15 protein-coding genes are annotated in these 19,289 nt (G+C 32.8%); 5 read left to right on the forward strand and 10 right to left on the reverse strand.

Translation table 11 applies throughout. The features are described 5' to 3' along the window. Nucleotides 1-11: 11 nt before the first annotated feature. The 3 genes from IEV77_RS15465 to IEV77_RS15475 all read right to left on the reverse strand — a co-directional run bounded on the left by IEV77_RS15465 (nucleotide 12) and on the right by IEV77_RS15475 (nucleotide 4,516). Nucleotides 12-2,225 (reverse strand): RelA/SpoT family protein, encoded by a 2,214-nt coding sequence (locus IEV77_RS15465; RefSeq protein WP_188466464.1) that lies wholly within the window; start codon nucleotides 2,223-2,225, stop codon nucleotides 12-14. Nucleotides 2,226-2,387: 162 nt separating this feature from the next. After that, nucleotides 2,388-3,620, reverse strand: coding sequence for a M48 family metallopeptidase (locus tag IEV77_RS15470; protein WP_188466466.1), 1,233 nt, complete (start codon nucleotides 3,618-3,620; stop codon nucleotides 2,388-2,390). Nucleotides 3,621-3,715: 95 nt separating this feature from the next. Further along, nucleotides 3,716-4,516 carry a TrmH family RNA methyltransferase gene (locus IEV77_RS15475; protein ID WP_188466468.1) on the reverse strand — a complete coding sequence of 267 codons (801 nt, stop codon included), beginning with the start codon at nucleotides 4,514-4,516 and terminating at the stop codon, nucleotides 3,716-3,718. 37 nt (nucleotides 4,517-4,553) lie between these two features. On the opposite strand from IEV77_RS15475, the gene IEV77_RS15480 reads away from it, so the two are divergent. Further along, a complete protein-coding gene (locus IEV77_RS15480; protein ID WP_188466470.1) occupies nucleotides 4,554-8,339 on the forward strand; it encodes a T9SS type A sorting domain-containing protein in 3,786 nt (1,261 codons plus the stop codon). A gap of 111 nt (nucleotides 8,340-8,450) precedes the next feature. After that, complete coding sequence (locus tag IEV77_RS15485; RefSeq protein ID WP_188466471.1) at nucleotides 8,451-9,260, forward strand: DUF6503 family protein; 810 nt, start codon at nucleotides 8,451-8,453, stop codon at nucleotides 9,258-9,260. Nucleotides 9,261-9,348: 88 nt separating this feature from the next. Here the strand turns inward: IEV77_RS15485 and IEV77_RS15490 are convergent, their stop codons facing one another. Next, complete coding sequence (locus tag IEV77_RS15490) at nucleotides 9,349-9,690, reverse strand: hypothetical protein (protein WP_188466472.1); 342 nt, start codon at nucleotides 9,688-9,690, stop codon at nucleotides 9,349-9,351. Nucleotides 9,691-9,721: 31 nt separating this feature from the next. Beyond that, a complete protein-coding gene (locus tag IEV77_RS15495; protein WP_188466473.1) occupies nucleotides 9,722-10,780 on the reverse strand; it encodes a DUF3810 domain-containing protein in 1,059 nt (352 codons plus the stop codon). 94 nt (nucleotides 10,781-10,874) lie between these two features. On the opposite strand from IEV77_RS15495, the gene IEV77_RS15500 reads away from it, so the two are divergent. Then, on the forward strand, nucleotides 10,875-12,335 hold the full coding sequence (locus tag IEV77_RS15500) for an aminoacyl-histidine dipeptidase (RefSeq protein WP_188466474.1): 1,461 nt from the start codon (nucleotides 10,875-10,877) through the stop codon (nucleotides 12,333-12,335). 69 nt (nucleotides 12,336-12,404) lie between these two features. On the opposite strand, the gene IEV77_RS15505 is transcribed toward IEV77_RS15500, so the two are convergent. The 3 genes from IEV77_RS15505 to IEV77_RS15515 form a co-directional block, all read right to left on the reverse strand. Then, nucleotides 12,405-13,544, reverse strand: a complete 1,140-nt coding sequence (locus tag IEV77_RS15505; RefSeq protein ID WP_188466475.1) for a peptidylprolyl isomerase — start codon at nucleotides 13,542-13,544, stop codon at nucleotides 12,405-12,407. Nucleotides 13,545-13,619: 75 nt separating this feature from the next. Beyond that, nucleotides 13,620-14,156 carry a gliding motility-associated peptidyl-prolyl isomerase GldI gene (gene gldI, locus IEV77_RS15510; protein ID WP_188466477.1) on the reverse strand — a complete coding sequence of 179 codons (537 nt, stop codon included), beginning with the start codon at nucleotides 14,154-14,156 and terminating at the stop codon, nucleotides 13,620-13,622. Beyond that, nucleotides 14,149-15,168, reverse strand: a complete 1,020-nt coding sequence (locus IEV77_RS15515) for a DHH family phosphoesterase (protein WP_188466479.1) — start codon at nucleotides 15,166-15,168, stop codon at nucleotides 14,149-14,151. The genes gldI and IEV77_RS15515 overlap by 8 nt, the downstream gene beginning before the upstream one ends. A 182-nt stretch (nucleotides 15,169-15,350) precedes the next feature. Between IEV77_RS15515 and IEV77_RS15520 the strand changes: the two genes are divergently transcribed. Together IEV77_RS15520 and IEV77_RS15525 are read left to right on the forward strand one after the other, a co-directional pair. Then, on the forward strand, nucleotides 15,351-15,770 hold the full coding sequence (locus IEV77_RS15520) for a nucleoside-diphosphate kinase (protein ID WP_188466481.1): 420 nt from the start codon (nucleotides 15,351-15,353) through the stop codon (nucleotides 15,768-15,770). Between the two features lie 91 nt (nucleotides 15,771-15,861). Beyond that, nucleotides 15,862-18,405 (forward strand): M4 family metallopeptidase, encoded by a 2,544-nt coding sequence (locus IEV77_RS15525; protein WP_188466483.1) that lies wholly within the window; start codon nucleotides 15,862-15,864, stop codon nucleotides 18,403-18,405. 78 nt (nucleotides 18,406-18,483) lie between these two features. Here the strand turns inward: IEV77_RS15525 and IEV77_RS15530 are convergent, their stop codons facing one another. Both IEV77_RS15530 and IEV77_RS15535 read right to left on the reverse strand, forming a co-directional pair. Continuing rightward, a complete protein-coding gene (locus IEV77_RS15530) occupies nucleotides 18,484-18,780 on the reverse strand; it encodes a DciA family protein (RefSeq protein ID WP_188466485.1) in 297 nt (98 codons plus the stop codon). Nucleotides 18,781-18,806: 26 nt separating this feature from the next. Then, entirely contained in the window at nucleotides 18,807-19,232 is a 426-nt protein-coding gene (locus tag IEV77_RS15535; RefSeq protein WP_188466487.1) for a lipocalin family protein, read from the reverse strand. Nucleotides 19,233-19,289 lie beyond the last annotated feature (57 nt).

Raw genomic sequence — 19,289 nt, forward strand, 5'->3', positions numbered from 1 at the left:
TACATTATTTTTTAAACTCTAGATACTTTATCGATACCATTAATTTTTTTTAGGTTGTCCATAAGTTTTTTAAGAAGGGTGATGTTTTTTACAATCACATTTATTTTTCCGGAAAAAATACCATCATCACTTTGAAAGCTTATACTTTTCATGTTCACGTGCATATTAGATGAAATGACTTTGGTAATTTCGTTTACAAGACCAAGGTTGTCAATTCCAGATAAAGTTATTTGGGCTGCGAACTCCTGCTGAGAGGAATCAATCCATTTCGCAAGCATAATTCGGTATGCATAGTTAGATTGGAGGCTTACAGCATTTGGACAATTTTTTTTATGCACCTTTAAACCATCATTAATGGTTAAGAAACCAAATACAGGATCTCCAGGAATTGGATTGCAACAACTGGCTAATTTGTAATCTAGTTTTTCTTCTTCCTTCCCAAACACTAATAAATCGTACTTAGAGGTTATTTCATCTCTGTCAAGTTCTTCTTGAGTAAGGTTCTGTTTTCGAGAGATTTTGTTTTTAATATAGCTCATAAAAGCATTACTTCTAGACGAAGCATACTCTTTAAGCATGGTATTATCAATGGTTCCAACACCTATTCTGTAAAATAAATCTAAACTGGTTTTTAGTTTAAAATGACTTACTAATTCGTTTACAGATTTCTCGTTTAAAACAATTTTTAACTGCTTTAATTTTCGTCTTAGAATTTCTTTACCATCTTCAGCTATAATTTTCTTGTCTTCCTTTAGTGCCGATTTTATTTTACTTCTCGCTTTTGCAGTCGTAGCATAATCTAACCAGTTAGGGTTAGGTTTCGCCGCATCTGAAGTTAAAATGTCTACACGATCCCCACTTTTAAGTTCATGACTTAAAGGCACCAGCTTCCCGTTAACTTTAGCGCCACGAGTTTTCATGCCAACTTCGGTATGAATACTATAAGCAAAGTCTAGAGGTGTTGCTCCTTTTGGTAATGACTTAAGTTCTCCTTTTGGAGTAAAGACAAATATTTCTTTTGAATAAAGATTAAGCTTAAACTGTTCAACAAAATCTACAGCATTGGTTTCGTGGTTTTCTAAAGCTTCTTGAAGTTTGGCCACCCAAGTGTCAAGTGTGTCTTCTTTAACGCTACCTTCTTTATATTTATAATGAGCTGCAAAGCCTTTTTCGGCAATTTCGTTCATACGTTCACTTCTAATTTGAACTTCAACCCAACGTCCTTTTGGTCCAACAACAGTAATATGTAATGCTTCATATCCTGTCGATTTTGGTGATGAAATCCAATCTCGAAGCCTAGTAGGATTCGGTCTAAAATGATCGGTAACTATGGAATAAATTTTCCATGCAAGAAATTTTTCCTCTTCAGGATTACATTTGTAAATTATTCTTACTGCAAATTTGTCGTAAACTTCATCGAAGGAAACCCCTTGATTCTGCATTTTCCTTCGAATGGAAAAAATGGATTTTGGTCGGCCTTTGATGGTGTAATTTAATTGTTCCTTATCTAGCGAGGTTTTTATAACATTATTAAACTCGGTTATATAAGCATCTTGTTCTTCTTTGCTCTCTTTTATCTTAGTAAGAATATCCTTATATACTTCAGGTTCTGTGTATTTTAAACCTAAATCTTCAAGTTCTGTTTTAATATTGTAGAGTCCAATTCTGTGAGCCAAAGGGGCATAAATATACAGGGTTTCTGAGGCAATTTTAACTTGCTTGTCAGAGCGCATGGATTCCATAGTCTGCATGTTATGAAGCCTATCTGCTATTTTAATGATAATTACCCTAACATCGTCATTTAATGTTAGAAGCATACGTCTAAAATTTTCAGCTTGCAGAGACACATCCATTTCGGTGTCTAAAGAGGAAATTTTAGTTAAGCCATCGACAATTTTTGCAACGGTTTCACCAAATAATTGCTCAATATCTGTAATGGAGTAGTCTTCATTATCTTCAACCACATCATGAAGTAATGCGGCAGCAATAGAAGTTGCGTCCATACCAATTCCTTGTGCCACAATTTTAGCCACTGCAATGGGATGGAAAATATAAGCCTCTCCTGATTTTCTTCGTTGGTCTTTATGTGCATCTACAGCAACATCAAAAGCCTTCCTTATAAGTTTTTTGTCATCGTCTGTAAGCGTTCTATAACTTACACGAAGTAATTCTTTATAAGCCTTAGCAATAGCAACATTTTCATTCTCTAGCTCTAGTTCTGTCATAAATTTAAAAATAGTATAAACGAAACGAATTTACAATCCTTTTCTACTTAAAATAGTTGGTACTATGAAGTTTGTAAATGGAAGTAATTTATATAAATATAAGATGTTTAGCGACTTTATGGTATTTAAAACAAGAAATTTTTTTAAAAAAGAGGGGTTTGGTTATAATTTTAAATTTTTCACTCTTTCTAACAATGTTGGATGAGAATAATGCATAAAAACATAGCCTTTATGAGGCGTTAAATTGCTTAAACTGTTTTTAGATAATTTTTTAAGTGAAGAAATTAATGGCTCTGCTTTATAGGTGTTTTTTGCATAATTATCAGCTTGATATTCAAAGGTTCTAGAAAACCAATTCATAATTAAACTTGTTATTTCTGAGATTGGAGCATAAAGTAAGCCGAAAGCAATTAATCCAATATGAAAACTTGGAATGTCAACACCTAAAGCGTTTGAAAGTAATGGATTTGAAATAAAAATGGATAAGATATAAAGTGTTAATCCGGTTAGCAACACGGAGGCGATTAGATTAAAAATGATGTGTTTCTTTTTATAATGACCCACTTCGTGTGCTAAAACAGCAACAATTTCTTCATCTTCTAAGTCGTTTATTAAGGTATCGTATAATGTCACCCGTTTTTCGCTTCCAAATCCAGAGAAATAGGCATTGGCTTTGGTGCTTCGTTTAGAGCCGTCAATTACAAATATTTTATCGAGTTTAAAACCAACAGTTTTAGCGTAATTGGAAATTTTATTTCGTAAATCGCCTTCTTCCAAAGGAGTTTGCTTATTGAATAAAGGCACAATTAATTTAGCATAAAACATATTCATAAAAACGGTAAAGACCGTAACTAGAGCCCAAGCATACAACCAAAAATTATCTCCAGCGAATTGGTAAAACCAAATAATAAGTGCTAATATACCACCGCCTACAATAGCTAACATGAGCCAGCCTTTAATTTTATCTAGAACAAATGTTTTTTTTGTAGTTTTATTAAAGCCAAATTGTTCTTCAATTACAAAGGTTTGATAGTAGGAAAAAGGTGTTGTTAAAACATCGCTTCCTATCATAATTATTCCGAAGAAAATAAGAGCTGTCAAAATTGGATTTTCAGAATAACTTCTAGCAATATTGTCCACATATTCAAAGCCATCTAAAAATAAAAATCCAAGAGTTAAAACAATTGAAAATGTAGATGTTAATAACCCAAATTTGTAATTTGTCTTCTTGTAAGTTTGAGATTTCTTGTATTCGGCATCCTCATAAACATCTTGTAGTTCTTCAGGAACTGGATCGTTAAAATGTTTGGAATTTAAAGCGTCAAGGATTTTATCCAAGATAAAACTGATAATTAAAATGCTAATAATAATGTAGAATAGGGTAGTGGCAGTCATATTTAAATTTAGTCTTTTGTCATTTCGAGCTTGTCGAGAAATCTTAAGAATCTTAAAAGAGATTCCTCACATTCGTTCGGAATGACAATTTCAAATTACAAAAAATTTCTTTGTCTTTTAGCTTCAAAAATAAGAATTCCTGCAGCTACAGATACATTCATAGAATCTATTTCACCTTGCATAGGAATGATGATATTCTGATAGGAATTTTCCGTCCATTCTGCACTAAGTCCAGTTGCTTCCGTTCCAACAACTAAAGCAGAAGGTTTTGTAAAATCTTGTGTGTGGTAATTTTTACTCGCTTGTAAAGCGGCGCAATAAATGGAAATCTTATGTTCTTTTAAAAACTGAATGATTTCTGGAGTCGTTCCAGTTGCAATTTGATTTGTAAAAATACAACCAACACTCGAACGAATAATGTTTGGATTGTATAAGTCGGTTTTTGGATTGGCAATAATAACAGCATCTACATTGGCGGCATCTGCTGTACGTAAGAGCGCTCCAATATTTCCAGGTTTTTCAGGAGCTTCGGCAATTAATATTAAAGGGTTTTCATTTTTAAACTTTAAGTTTTTAAGCGAAAATTCTTTGGTTTTGGCAACTGCAATAACACCTTCGGTTGTTTCTCTATAAGCTAGTTTTTGGTAAACGTCTTTAGATATTTCTATGGTATTATTTTGCGAGGCTTTTAAGCTATTAAGTTGCTCTTCTGAGAATAATTCTGGATAGAATAATATGGTGTCTATTTTGTAGTCTCCTTTGATTGCTAGATCAATTTCGCGAGCACCTTCAATTAAAAATAAACCAGACTGTTTTCTGTTTTTAGATTTATCTTTTAAAAGCACCAATTCTTTTATGTAGGAATTTTGTGTACTTGTAATTTGTTTAAACACCATGAGTTTACTTATCTTGTGAGTCCAAATTTACACTATTATGAAGAAAAAATTACTTTTATTATTACTTAGCTTTTTATTTAGTTTAAACCATTATTCACAGTCTTCTATTATTTCTCAGGTGAAAGATTGTACAACAGGTTGTTCAGACTTAACCATAGATTTTGATGGTCCGTCTCCTACTCTAAATTATAATGTTGCGAGTATTCCAAACAATCCTCCAGCAAGTTATAGTGGATTAGAAAACCAGCTATTTTCAAACATAGATGATATTTGGAGTGATGAAGTTATTTTGCCATTTACTTTTTCGTTTTATGGAGAAACATATGATTCATTAATCATTGGAGCTAATGGTGTTATTTCCTTTAATGTTAGTAACGCTGGTGGCCCTAATGGTTGGTCCTTTGGAGAATCTTTACCTAATAATACGAATACAACATTAAGTCAAGCTAATATTTTTTGGGCAGGACATGATGTATATCCGTCTGCAGGTAATGGAGATCATGAAATTGGTTACGAAGTTTTTGGAGCAGCTCCTAATAGAATGTTTGTAGCTAGCTTTTTTAATGTAGCACAATATGATTGTGAGGATTTAAAAACAACACAAATGGTTGTTTTGTATGAAACTACAAATATTATAGAAGTACATATATTAGATAAACCAGTTTGCCAAACTTGGAATAGTGGTAATGCTGTTTTAGGAATTCAGAACCCTGCAGGAACGGAAGCTGTAGTTCCACCTGGAAGAAATACAGGAGCATGGGAAGCAACTAACGAATCTTGGCGTTTTAGTCCTGCTGGAAATGGTTTTGAGAATGAATATGCTTGGTATAACGAAGCTGGGGTTTTAATAACTACAGATACGAGTATTAATGTTTGTCCAACCATTAACGAAACCTATACAGCAGAAGTAAATTATTACGATCCAAGTTTAGGAGCATACCAAACCGTAACCGAAACAGTTATTTTATACGTAACTGTTTCTGGAGAAGCACTAGAAGATTTAAAGACTTGTAATGTAATTGAAACAGATGTGGACTTTGATTTAACTGTTCAGACAGAAGTTATAACTGGTGGAAGTACATGCAGTATTGTAAGTTATTATACAAGTATAGTAGATGCTGAAAACGATACGAATGCAATCGCAAATCCAGAGTACTATTCTAATATTTCGAATCCAGAAACCATTTATGTTCGAGTTCAAGATATTGATTCAGGTAGTTATGAGACCACCATGTTTAATTTAGTTGTGAATTTATTTCCAGAAATATATGCGTCAGAACTTTTAATGTGTCCAACAAATGTTGGTTTTGCAACTTTTCAATTGTCCGATATGGATAATGATATTACAGGGGGAAACACGGATAATACGGTTTCTTATTATACATCTTATAGCGATGCTGAAAATGCCGTCAATATGCTTCCAGATGTATATGAAAATGAAACGGCAAATAACCAAGTAATTTACGCAAGAGTAGAAGCCCAAACAAATGCTTGTTATAGTATAGCGGAATGCTTTTTGAATGTAAATAGTGGTGTTGTGTTAGAAAATATAGGTGATTTAATACAATGTGATGCAGGTGGAGTTTCATCCTTTGATTTATTTGCACATATAGAACAACATTTAAATGGAAACATACAACCAGAAGAAGTTACCTTTTTTGAAACGCAAGAAGATGCATACAATGAAACGAATGTAATTTCTTTACCAGATAATTATACTAATACTAGTAATCCCCAAACTATTTTTGTTAGAGCACAAGTATTAAATTCAGAATGTATAAGTTATGGTAATTTTGTGATCAGTGTAGAAGATGGAACTGCAATTAACACGCCAACTCCATTTGTTTCTTGTGATTATGATGGCGTAGAAGATGGACTTTATTTATTTAATCTAACCGAAAAAAATACAGAGATTTTAGAAGGATTAGATCCTAACGCTTATGCAATAAGTTATTATGAAACGGAAGCAGATGCAATGATAGCTACAAATGCTTTAAATGCTACTGCGTATTATAATACCGTTCCAAATCTACAAACCGTTTATGCACGTGTAGAGAATCTATTAGCAGGTTGTATAGTTATTACTACATTAGAATTAATTATAGATACAGAATGTGCAATTGCTTGCCAACAAAGTGATACTTTTTGTTATGAAGCTAATAATACAACAGAATACACATATACGAGTGAAAACGGCGCACCTCTAACAATTGTTTTTACTGCAGGTAAAGTAGAGAATGACTGGGATGAATTACTTATTTTAGATTCTGATGGAGTCACCAATTTAAATGAAGCAAACCCTTATGGAAATAATGGAGATTTAACAGGATTAACATTTACTTCTTCAGGAGACACTATTACAGTTTTTGTGCAGTCAGATGCGAGTGTTAGTTGCGCAAATAGTTCTTTTCTTACACCAATTAGTTTTTACTTGTATTGCGAAGATGCCGTTGGAGTTATTCATGTAAATGCCTTTTATGATGAAAATAGCAATACTGTTTTTGACGCTTCAGAAACGAACTTTAATGCAGGCGTTTTTACTTATGAAGTAAACAATGATGGCATTATAAATTACGTTAATTCTTCAAACGGAAATTTTGCTATTCCTAATACAGAAGCAGGTAATAGTTATGATATTAGTTTTGTTATGTACGATGGTTATCAAGATTGTCTAAATCAAACATTTACTTTAGTGGAAGATGTTGTGCCTGTAGAAGGTGAAATTAGTGAAGTAAATTTCCCTTTAACACAGCTGTCAGATTGTAATGATATTGCCGTTCATATTATATCCTATGTACCACCAAGACCAGGTCAAACATTAATCAACTATCTTGTAGTAGAGAATTTAGGGAGCTTACCGGTTTCAGGTTCTATTGAATTTACACATGATGATTTAGTCACTCTTAATACAGTTTCGGGTGTCGATACTGGAAATACGATTACGAATACACCTACAGGTTTTATTTTAAATTTCAATAATTTAACTCCAGGATATGAAGAACAGGTTTCTGTGCAATTAAATGTGTCGACCAGTTTAAATATTGGCGATTATATTACAAACTCTGTCGTTTATAATGAGACGGATATTAATATAAATAACAATGCTTCTTCCTTAACAGAAGCCATTGTGAATTCTTACGATCCAAATAATAAAATAGAATCTCACGGACCAGAAATTAAATTAGACGATTTTACGGATCAAGATTATTTATATTATACAATAAACTTCCAAAATTTAGGAACAGCCGAAGCTTTAGAAGTAAGGGTGGAAGACGTTCTAGATAGTCAATTAGATGCTAGTACATTTAAAATGTTAAACGCGAGTCATGATTATGTAGTAACACGAACAGATAATAATTTAATTTGGAACTTTGATGCTATTAATCTACCAAGCGAAAGTATGGATGAACCAAATAGTCATGGTTATGTTTACTTTAAAGTGAAACCATTAGCGGGTTACCAAGATGGCGATATTATACCAAATACGGCAGATATCTATTTCGATTTTAACCCGGCTATTACTACAAATACATTTGAAACAGAATTTGTTACAACGCTTTCTGTAAACGATTTTTCTACAGTACTATATAGTATGTATCCAAATCCTGCAAATAATACTGTTCATGTTCAGTTTGATAAAGCTGTAGCTGAAAATTTAGTGGTAAATATTTATAATGTTCAAGGGAAACTGGTAAGTAAAATCAATAGCATTTCAAATAATAATAAAATAAGTTTTAATGTCTCTAATTTGTCGCAAGGCATGTATTTTGTAGAATTAAAAGGTGAAAGTTTTATAATAAAAGAAAAACTAATAATTAAATAAATACATACGTTAAACTTAAGTTATAAAAGCTTCAGTTATACTGAGGCTTTTTTTTGTAATGTTTATTTTGGCACTTCGACAAAGTAATACAACCATAAAAAAAATTATTTGATGAAAAAGTACCTTTTTGCAATAACACTAGTATCTGTATTTTCTGCTTGTAAGCAAAACAATACGCAACCGGAAGTCGTAGAAACTGCAGACGACGTAATAGAAGTTGTTGAAGTAGAAAAAGATAACTACCCTGAAAACCTGACTAAGGTATTTGATGCTCACGGTGGCATTGATGCATGGAAATCTCTGAAGACCTTGGCATTTACCATGGAAAAACCAGAAGGAAATGAAGTTACTACAACAAACTTATACTCTAGAGAGGCTTTAATTGAAAGTGCAACAGTAAATATAGGCTTTGACGGTTCTAAAGCTTGGTTTTTAAATAAGGCTGAAGGGGAGTATAAAGGTTACGATCCTTTATATTACTATAACCTAATGTTCTATTTTTATGCCATGCCTTTTATCTTGGCAGATGACGGGATTAACTATGCAGAAGCAGAACCTTTAGTTTTTGAAGGTGTAACATATCCAGGTATTCAAGTAACCTATAATGCAGGCGTTGGAGAAACACCAGAAGATCGTTATGTGTTGTACTACAATCCTGAAACATTCAAAATGGAATGGTTAGGATATACGGTAAGTTTTGTGCCAGGAATAGATAAAAAAGAATTGCACTTTAGAAGATATGATAACTGGCAAGAAGTGAACGGTTTATTATTACCACAAACAATTGTAGGATATGGCTTTAAAGACGACAAGCCAACTGAAGCTAAAAAGAGCACTAATTTCATTAATGTACAAGTTAGCGATAAAGCTATAGAATCTAGCGTTTTTGCGAAGCCAGAAAAAGCAGAATTTGTAAATTAGAATTTCTAAACATTATCAAAAAAAAGCGAGCTAATTTAAATTAGCTCGCTTTTTTTATGTGATATAAAATCGATAATCAATGGTTAAACTAATTATCGCGTGGGTCATAATCTATTGGTCTGTCTAAACCAGGAATTTCTAACATAACATTTTTCAGCTCATCTGTTAATTTATAGTCAGAAAAATCCAAGAACCTATTTTTTTTATAAGAATATGGGTCAGAATAAAATTCGATATTAGGGTTTCTGTTATCGAAATTTTGAATTTGTAAAGAAATGTGTCTGCTATTATCCGTTAAGGAATAAACGTACTCATTTGTAAAACCTTCAAGAAGATCATAATTTTTTTTAAGCGTTGTCCCTTGGTCTATTGATTGCGCAAAAGAAAAAGAGCTTATAAAAATTGAAAATATTAAAACGGAATTTTTCATATGAACCATGTTATGTAAATATATGAAAAACTTAATAATTAAAATAATTTACAATTAAAGCGACTACATAACTGTAGCTTTCCATACCATTTGCTTGATTGTTAGCAATTAAATAACTGTTATAGGTGCTTTTAAAAAGAGGCTCCGCAGGATTTTGATAACTGTTCCAAAAATCTTGAACTTCCTGATAATTTTTCAAAATACCTGGATTGATAGTTTTTAAAGTTTCGAAATACAAATCGGTGTCACGTTTATAAATTTCTAGTAAGCAATGCTTTAATAGAAAAGTATAACCGCTATAATTAAAATAAATGTTTTCATGGTTTATGGCTGCCAAACCTCCAATAAAATTAGCTTCATTTTCTTTAGCGTAACCCAATTGATGTGCTACTTCATGAGATGCTACTACAGGAAATCTATAAGGCACAATCAGACTATTAATTTGTGCTTCGTTCGTTAGGGGATTTAGATAACCACTAAAACCCATATAGGTTAAAGGCAAACTAAACAACGATTTTTTGATGCTTTTTGGATGATATTCTAAATGTGGAAATTGGTTTTCTAAAGCTTCATAACCTTCTGGAACTAAAGATAGAATCTCACTTTTACTATATGGGATGTCTATTTTAACCGAATCGTTTTTAGCAAGTTCCAAATGAAGTGCATTCGATTTTTCTATCAGTTTTTCAGTCACAGAAATAAGTTGTTCTGTTGTATAATCTGCTTTTAAATTTAAACTTTCATGTAAAGGCAATCTGTAATAATTAAAACCCCAAAATAAATGAAAGGCTAAATAAATAATTGAAATAAAGGCAAAAACATCTATCAACCAGTTTTTGGTATCTCTTATAATGCGTCTTCTGTTTAATATAAGCCATCTTATCATGTAAATAATGGCGAAGGCGTAAAGCAAATCTCCAAAAGAAAACGGTATCCAACCTAAAGTGTAACGAAACAAACTGGAAATTACCGGATATATTCCTAAACTATAATAGCGTTCAACAACTTCTGGGAACTGCTTTAAGAGTTTCACTATAAGAAATAATGGAACTATTAAAAAGGCTATATATGGTTTTGGGTTTTTTAGCATCCTTCAAAAATAGACAAATGTTTGTAATACTTGCTTGTAGGTTTTAAAAACCTGCGAGGTATTTGTATCTTTGAACTTTCAAAAAAACATTCATATGAATTCAGAAATAAGAAACCTAGAACCAAAAGAACTTTGGAATAAATTTGCCGACTTAAATGCCGTACCAAGAGCTTCCAAAAAAGAAGAAGAAGTTATTGCCTTTATGAAAGATTTTGGTAAAAAGTTAAATCTTGAAACTATAGAAGACGAAGTTGGTAACGTTATTATTAGAAAACCAGCAACTTCTGGAATGGAAGATCGTGTAGCAATTGTCATGCAATCGCATTTAGATATGGTTCACCAAAAAAATTCGGATACTAATTTTGATTTCGCCACTCAAGGCATCGAAATGTATGTAGATGGAGATTGGGTTCGTGCAAAAGGAACAACCCTTGGAGCCGATAACGGTTTAGGTGTTGCAACTATTATGGCTATTTTAGAAAGTACAGATATTCCTCATCCTGCTATCGAGGCTTTGTTTACTATAGATGAAGAAACAGGAATGACAGGAGCTATGGGTTTAAAGGGAGGTTTGCTTCATGGTGAGATTCTATTAAACTTAGATACCGAGGAAGATGATGAAATAGGTGTTGGTTGTGCAGGAGGTATTGATGTGACTGCTACAAGAACTTATGAAGAAGAAGAAACTCCTGAGTTTAAAACTGGATTTACTATAACCGTAAAAGGGTTACAAGGTGGACATTCTGGAATGCAAATTCATGAAGGTTTAGCAAATTCCAATAAAATATTGAATCGTTTGCTGTTTGATGGGTTTGAAAATTTCGGATTACGTATTTCTGAAATTGATGGAGGTAGTTTAAGAAATGCCATTCCTAGAGAAAGTAAAGCGATTGTTGCTATTGATTCCATTCATGAAGAAGCCTTTATCGCTGAAATGACTGATAATGCTAATGAGATAAAAGCAGAATTTAAAACTAAGGAGCCAGATATGGAAATCCTAGTTACTAAAACTGAGACTCCAAAAAATATTATGGACTTAGGGGTTCAAGAAGGTTTAACAAGAGCTTTGTATGCTGCCTTAAATGGTGTGTATAGAATGAGTGCAGATATTCCAGATTTAGTGGAAACTTCTAATAACATTGCAAGAGTAATTGTTAAAGATGGTGCTATTAAAATTGGTTGTTTAACACGTTCTTCAGTAGAAAGTTCTAAATGGGATTTAGCCAACATGCTACGTGCTACGTTTGAATTAACTGGTTGCGAAGTAGAATTATCTGGAGATTATCCTGGCTGGGAGCCAAATATGGATTCGGCTATCTTAAAAGTTTTAGATGGTTTATATGAAAAAATGAATGGACAAAAAGCACATGTTGCGGCTTGTCATGCTGGATTAGAATGTGGTATTCTTGGACAAAATTATCCAGACATGGATATGATTAGTTTTGGTCCAAATATTAAAGGAGCGCATTCTCCTGACGAAAGAGCTCAAATATCTTCAGCTCAAAAATATTGGAAGTTTGTTTTAGAGATTTTGAAACAGATTCCTAAGAAGTAAATATGATATTTAGAAGTATAAAAAAAGCAGCTCATTGAGCTGCTTTTTTATTTTATATTTTAAAGGATGTTATTCAACTAATCCCATAATTTCTAAATCGAAAACTAAATTACTGTTTGGTGGAATTGGTCCCATACCATTTGCTCCGTAACCTAAATAACTAGGAATAAAAACACGTGCTTTATCTCCTACATTCATGTTAAGCATCGCTTCTCTAAATCCAGGAACAAGACTTGCAGTTTCGTTGTAAATCATTGGGAATGGCTTATAACCACCTTGTGTGTCACGTTGTTCGTTATAAACATTGTTTTCTTTAGCAACATCTGCCCAAGAAGTATCAAATAAACTACCATCTTCAAAGAAACCTGCATAATTTACTAAAACACTTTGAGATGCATTTGGTTTTACAGCCCCTTCATCTTGTTTTGTAAAGATCATTACTACTCCTGTGTCTAAAATTTTAACAGTACCAGCTAAATCCGCATTTTTAGTTACAAAAGTTTCAGCAGCAACTTTAGCGCTTTCTTTAATCTTTTGGTTTTCATCTTCCTTTAATTGTTTTTGTCTTTCTTCAATTTTAGGTAAATCTTCCGTGTAAACTTTTACAGCATCAAAAGCTTCCGCATCTGCACCTACTCTTATAATATTAATAGCTTCTACAACTACAGGTTCTACAGGTTTGTTATTACCTGGACTTACTGCTACATTCGAAATGCTATCTTGTACATCTATTCCTATTACTAATTCCCCAAAAACAGAATGTCTGTTATCTAAGTTTGGTGTTGGAGCTTCTGTTATAAAAAACTGACTTCCATTAGTTCCTGGACCAGAATTGGCCATAGATAAAACGCCTGGCTTGTCATGTTTCAATGCTGGATGAAATTCATCTGAAAATTTATATCCAGGACTTCCTGCACCTGTTCCAGTAGGATCTCCACCTTGAATCATAAATTTATCAATAACTCTGTGGAACGTTGTTCCATCATAATATTTTTTTCCTTTTAAAGAATCTGGAAGATTTGGATGAGTTCCTTCAACTAAAGCTATAAAATTTGCCACAGTAACAGGAACCTCTTTATAATCTAATTTTGCGACCATAATACCTTTGTTGGTTACAAATTCAGCATAGATTCCGTCTTCTAAATCCGGGTATTTTTGCTCTTCACAAGATGAGACACTTACTAAAAGTGCCAGAAGTAATATTTTCATAGTATGTTTTAAAATGTTCATTGTTATAAATTTTTTCGGTTGTAAAAATAGTGTTTATTTGAAATTATATTGAGGTTAATTATCTATGATTGAATTTATGGAGACTTCGCATTTTAAAGGCACATTTAAGCCAATTCTATTTTCATCTCCATAATAACCAAATGCTTTTTGTGAAGGAAACATGAAGGTAACCGTTTCGCCAGTTTTCATAAGTTTTAATCCTTCCCTTAACCCAGAAAATAGCTCTTGTTTATCCATGACATAATTTTGGGTTTTTATGTCTTCTTTGGTATATATAACGTCGTCGTTTAAAGTTTTTATATTATAATTAAAATTTACAATGTCTCCAAAATCAGGAGATATCAGGCTGTCTGCTTGTTTTATATTGTAAAAATAATAAAAACCATTTTCTGAAGCAATGTATTCTTCTTCAGGATTTTCGGACATGATTTTCTTGATATAAGCTTGTTCTTTTTCATTTAATTTAATGTTTCTTGCAACAGACGCATCAATAAAAGAACCAGATTTTGAAGATATAGGTCTTCTGGCTTCGGGCGATTTACAAGCTACTAGAAGCAGAGAACATGCTAATATGATAACTATTCTACTCATTGTTTAGGGCATTTTTATAGCTTGGTAATATACTAATAAAATTTTCAACAGTTGATTTTAAATCTAAATCGCTTTTTCCTCCAGCGGCATTGGTATGTCCACCACCTTCAAAATGAGCTCTGGAAAATTCGTTTACAGAAAAATTCCCTTTAGAACGTAACGATATTTTTATGATGTTATTTTGTGAATCTTCTATAAAAATAGCCGCAAAAATAATGTTTTTTAGAGAAAGCGCATAATTAACAAATCCCTCAGTATCGCCTTTTCTATAGTTGAATTGGTTTAATTCGTCTTGAGATAAGGTTATAAATGCCGTTCTATATTCTGGTAAAACCTTTAAATTACTTAAAGCTCTACCTAAAAGTTGCATGCGTTCATAACTGCTATTATCAAAAATCTGATTGTGAATATCGGAATGACTGGCACCTTTTTCTATTAATTCACCTACTACCTGATGTGTTTTAGTAGTGGTAGAAGGGAATCTGAACGAACCAGTATCTGTAACAATTCCAGCATATAAACAACTTGCTATGTCCTCATCTATTTGGTTTTTATCTCCAAGCATGTCAATGAAATTAAAAACCATTTCGCAAGTAGAACTCATGCTAACATCCGAATACATATAGGTTGCATAGTCGCCCGGTTGTTGATGATGATCAATCATGATTTTAAGCGCTTTACTAGAAGTTAAAGGAGCTTCCATATCGCCAATGCGATGTAACGAATTAAAATCTAATGTAAAAATAAGATCTGCTTTTAAAATGAAGTCATCGGATTTTTCTCTTTGAGAATCATATTTTAAAATATCAGCTTCTCCAGGCATCCATTTTAAAAATTCTGGATAATCATTTGGAGCAATAACAGTTGCTTTATGGTTGTTCTTTATAAGATAATGATACAAACCTAAGGTAGATCCAATAGCATCACCATCAGGGTTTTTATGAGGAACAATAACAATTTGCTTAGGGGTTTGTAATAGTTGTTTTACTTTGAGAATGTCGTCTTTGGTCATAGGCAACGAAGATACAATTTTTTAATAATGAAAATTATGATTTTATTGAAGAAATACACTACTTTTGCACAAAATTACAAAAGCATAATATATTCATTTTGTTGTCTATGTTTCAATTGTAATTTCATGAAGACCTATTTATCAAAATAAAAATTTACAGAATAAAATTAAAAAAAAATTAGATGGCAACTAACAGAACATTTACAATGCTTAAGCCTGATTCAGTTGAAAAAGGATACATTGGCGCAATTTTAGAGAAAATCAATGCTTCAGGTTTTAGAATCGTAGCAGTGAAATTAACACAAATGACAAAAGGGGATGCTGAGGCTTTTTATGCAGTTCACAGCGAAAGACCTTTTTATGGAGAATTGGTAGAATATATGACTCGTGGTCCTATTTTAGCTGCTATTTTAGAAAAAGAAAATGCCGTTGAAGATTTTAGAACTTTAATTGGTGCTACAAATCCTGCAGATGCTGCCGAAGGAACAATAAGAAAATTATATGCAGCTTCTATTGGAGAAAATGCAGTTCACGGAAGTGATAGCGATGAAAATGCAGCTATTGAAAGCGCTTTTCATTTTTCTGGGAGAGAGATGTTTTAGTTAAAACAATCTAAACACATAATAATCAAGCCTGAAAATTTACTTTTTCAGGCTTTTTTATTTTAAATTCGCCCAACTTAAAAATTTACGAATGAAAAAATCTGTCATCCTTTTGGTTGGATTTGTGTTACTTGGCTCTATGGCTTTTTCACAAAACATGCAAAATGCAATCAAAAAATTGGAATCGCAAACAAATGCTAAGGTTACTGTTAGCTTAAATGGGGTTGCCGAATTTATTAAGTTTCCAATAGCAAATCCTCTCTCATTAGAAGGTTTGACCATTCAGAATAAAGTAAAATCGTTTTTAACTGCAAATAAAGATCTATTTCCTTTTCAAACCATTGAGAGTGCTTTTAGTTTCGAACCTGTAAAGGTTGATAATTATGGGTTTAAGCATCTAGTCTTAAATCAGAAGAAAAATAATGTTCTAGTTTTTGATGGACAATTACGCTTCCATTTTAATGCAGACAACAAGCTAACGGCAATAAATGGTAATTATATTCCAAATATTAAAAATAACACAAGCCCATCTATTACTGAAGCTCAAGCAAGTAATATTGCAATTGATACGGTAAATAAACAAGATAAAAATAATTCTGGAGTTGCTTTATTTGCTTTTGATACCAACTTATATCTTTTTCAAAAAGGATTAATTGATAACTCTTTTGGAGGCACATACTTGGTTTACGAAGTTGAGGTTAGAAATGATGCAGATGTTAGAGAATATGTGTTTGTTAACGCTCATTCCGGAGAAATTACAGAGCAATTTACAGGAATGGCTCATGCTTTAGATCGAGTTGTGTATGAAAATAATACAAGCAATGTTGTTTGGGAAGAAGGGGATACATTTCCAGGAACTTTAAGTATTTGGCAGCAAAATGAAGTTATGGCATCGGAGCATGTATATAACTTTTTTAATAATGCATTTGGATATACAAGTTATAATGGTGCAGATGCACGAATGAGAACCATTAATAATAATCCGAACATCAATTGTCCTAACGCCAACTGGAATGGGGTTACCGCAAATTATTGCAATGGAACTGCTTCAGACGATGTAATTGCTCACGAATGGGGACATGCCTATACCGAATATACAAGTGGTTTAATTTATGCCTACCAATCTGGAGCAATGAATGAATCATTCTCAGATATTTGGGGAGAAACCGTAGATTTATTTAATAATTACGAAGATGCAGACGATGACCAATCCTTAAGAACAGGATGTGGGAGTTCAGACAGATGGAAAATGGGAGAAGATGCTTCTGCTTTTGGTGGAGCTATTAGAGATTTGTGGAATCCTAATTGCAATGGTGACCCAGGAAAATTAACCGATGGTCAATTTAGTTGTGGTACTGGAGATAGTGGAGGAGTTCATTCAAATTCTGGAATTCCTAATCATGCTTACGCTCTTTTAGTCGATGGCGGTACTTATAATGGACAAACCATTAATGGAATTGGTTTTACTAAAGCAGCTCACATTTTTTGGAGAGCTCAGAGTGAATACTTAACAGCTACTAGTGATTTTTATTCTTTAGCCGATGCGTTAGAAGCTTCGTGTACAGATTTATTAGGAATTGATCTTGAAGGTTTAAGTACCTCTGCGGCAATTGGCCTTTCTGGTGAGATTATTACTGCTGCAGACTATGACGAGCTTCATAAGGTGTTATTAGCCGTAGAACTTCGTACGGATGATTCTTGTGGATATGTGCCAATTCTATCGGCTACTGCAGATCCTTGTGAATCGGCTTCATTAGCGCCAATATTTTTAGAAGATTGGGAATCTGGACTTAACAATTGGACTGTGTCTCAAATAGCATCAAATCCAGGGTCTTGGGAAGCAAGAGATTGGGCTATTAATACTAATTTACCGGACGGAAGAACAGGTCAGGCTATTTTTGGAATAGATCCAATAAACGGAAACTGTACAACATCTTTACAAAACGGGATTCTTAGATTAGAGAGTCCTGTGATAAATATTCCAGACCAACAAACTGGAACTTTTGAAATGACTTTTATGCATTATATTTCTACAGAAGATAGTTGGGACGGATCGAATATTAAATATAGCTTGGATGGAAATGCGTGGACAATAATTCCTGCAAGTGCCTTTACCGAAAATGGTTATAATGGAGTTCTTAATACGAGTGGAAATGATAATCCAATGGCGGGTGAACTAGCATTTACTGGTTCTGATGGAGGTTCGTCTTCTGGAAGTTGGGGAAGAAGCTTTATCAATTTATCATCTATAGGTGTTATTGCAAATTCAACCATTCAATTTAGAATGGAAATGGGGACCGATGGCTGTAATGGTAGAGAAGGCTGGTATATAGATGATATTTCTGTTTATAATTGCGAAATGAGTCTTTCTATTGCAGATGTTGAAAGTTTACAAAATTCAATAAAAGTGTATCCTAATCCTTCAAATGGAACATTTACTCTTAACAATTTAAATAATATCGAATTGGTTAAAGCTGAGATTTTTGATATTAACGGTAGATTAATTAAAACTATTGATCTTACAAATGGTCAAAATCTTCAGATAATAAATATAACAAATGTAACCTCTGGACTTTATTTTATGAATGTTCATTCTAAAAATGCCACACAAGTTATCAAGCTTATCAAGCAATAAAAGCGAGAAGTAATAATATTAAAAAAGCCTTGTAAAAATAATTACAAGGCTTTTTTATGGCTTATTGTTAACCTGTTTTTAGCGTAAAACCAGTTTTTTTATCACTTCTTTCCCAAGAGATTCATTTAGCATAGAGATAATTTTTTCTTTTCCATAACTCAGCTCTTCCCTTAAAACACTTGAGCTTAATTGCACATAAAGCGTGTTGTTTTTTAATTGAATGGCAGTGGTGTAATTGTTTACGCCATTTCCCATCATGTCTCTCCAAGTGTCTTGAACGTTCACGACATCCAATCCGTATTCTAGTTTGTTGGTTTCAACAAATTCTTTTAAGGCATCTGAAATGCTAATATGTTCGTTATTTCTTTTGGCCATATTTATTTCCCACGAAAGTGGGAATCTTATTTATTAATATCTATAGGAATAAATTTCTTGTATAAAAATACAACTTTATTCTTGTTTATTACTTTAAGCTCTTCTCCAGTTGCTAACAAAATAGTTTCTTTCCAACTGTCAAAAGGGGTTTTATAATATAAGTTTAAACTGTCGTTTTCAACCTTAATTGTGAATTGTTCCGAGTCCTTCGAAGTTTCATAAGTACCGTCAAATCGAGGTTTTAATTTCACCCTGAAACCTGTTAGACTATCTGAGACCTCTATATAATCTACAGTATCGTTATAAGTATAGTTCTTTTTTGAGCCATCTGGAAGTTGTACTTCTTTAATTTCCCAATAACCTAGAAGGTGTTCTATATTTTTTTCTGGATTTTTAGAACAACTGCCAAACAGCAGAATTGTAAGGATTAAGAAGAGGTATTTTGAGTTCATATTTATATGATTTTTACGGTTGATAGTTTAAATATTAAGAAAACAGCAAACGTCATT

The organism is Xanthomarina arctica (genome assembly GCF_014638915.1).
Taxonomy (GTDB): Bacteria; Bacteroidota; Bacteroidia; order Flavobacteriales; family Flavobacteriaceae; genus Xanthomarina; species Xanthomarina arctica.

Bases quoted from the DNA above. Each gene is read 5' to 3' on its own strand.
- IEV77_RS15535 (WP_188466487.1), bottom strand. From the start codon at position 19,232: ATGAACTCAAAATACCTCTTCTTAATCCTTACAATTCTGCTGTTTGGC.
- IEV77_RS15525 (WP_188466483.1), top strand. From the start codon at position 15,862: ATGAAAAAATCTGTCATCCTTTTGGTTGGATTTGTGTTACTTGGCTCT.
- IEV77_RS15465 (WP_188466464.1), bottom strand. From the start codon at position 2,225: ATGACAGAACTAGAGCTAGAGAATGAAAATGTTGCTATTGCTAAGGCT.
- IEV77_RS15475 (WP_188466468.1), bottom strand. From the start codon at position 4,516: ATGGTGTTTAAACAAATTACAAGTACACAAAATTCCTACATAAAAGAA.
- IEV77_RS15515 (WP_188466479.1), bottom strand. From the start codon at position 15,168: ATGACCAAAGACGACATTCTCAAAGTAAAACAACTATTACAAACCCCT.
- IEV77_RS15480 (WP_188466470.1), top strand. From the start codon at position 4,554: ATGAAGAAAAAATTACTTTTATTATTACTTAGCTTTTTATTTAGTTTA.
- IEV77_RS15505 (WP_188466475.1), bottom strand. From the start codon at position 13,544: ATGAAAATATTACTTCTGGCACTTTTAGTAAGTGTCTCATCTTGTGAA.
- IEV77_RS15490 (WP_188466472.1), bottom strand. From the start codon at position 9,690: ATGAAAAATTCCGTTTTAATATTTTCAATTTTTATAAGCTCTTTTTCT.
- IEV77_RS15485 (WP_188466471.1), top strand. From the start codon at position 8,451: ATGAAAAAGTACCTTTTTGCAATAACACTAGTATCTGTATTTTCTGCT.
- IEV77_RS15470 (WP_188466466.1), bottom strand. From the start codon at position 3,620: ATGACTGCCACTACCCTATTCTACATTATTATTAGCATTTTAATTATC.
- IEV77_RS15520 (WP_188466481.1), top strand. From the start codon at position 15,351: ATGGCAACTAACAGAACATTTACAATGCTTAAGCCTGATTCAGTTGAA.
- gldI (WP_188466477.1), bottom strand. From the start codon at position 14,156: ATGAGTAGAATAGTTATCATATTAGCATGTTCTCTGCTTCTAGTAGCT.
- IEV77_RS15500 (WP_188466474.1), top strand. From the start codon at position 10,875: ATGAATTCAGAAATAAGAAACCTAGAACCAAAAGAACTTTGGAATAAA.
- IEV77_RS15495 (WP_188466473.1), bottom strand. From the start codon at position 10,780: ATGCTAAAAAACCCAAAACCATATATAGCCTTTTTAATAGTTCCATTA.
- IEV77_RS15530 (WP_188466485.1), bottom strand. From the start codon at position 18,780: ATGGCCAAAAGAAATAACGAACATATTAGCATTTCAGATGCCTTAAAA.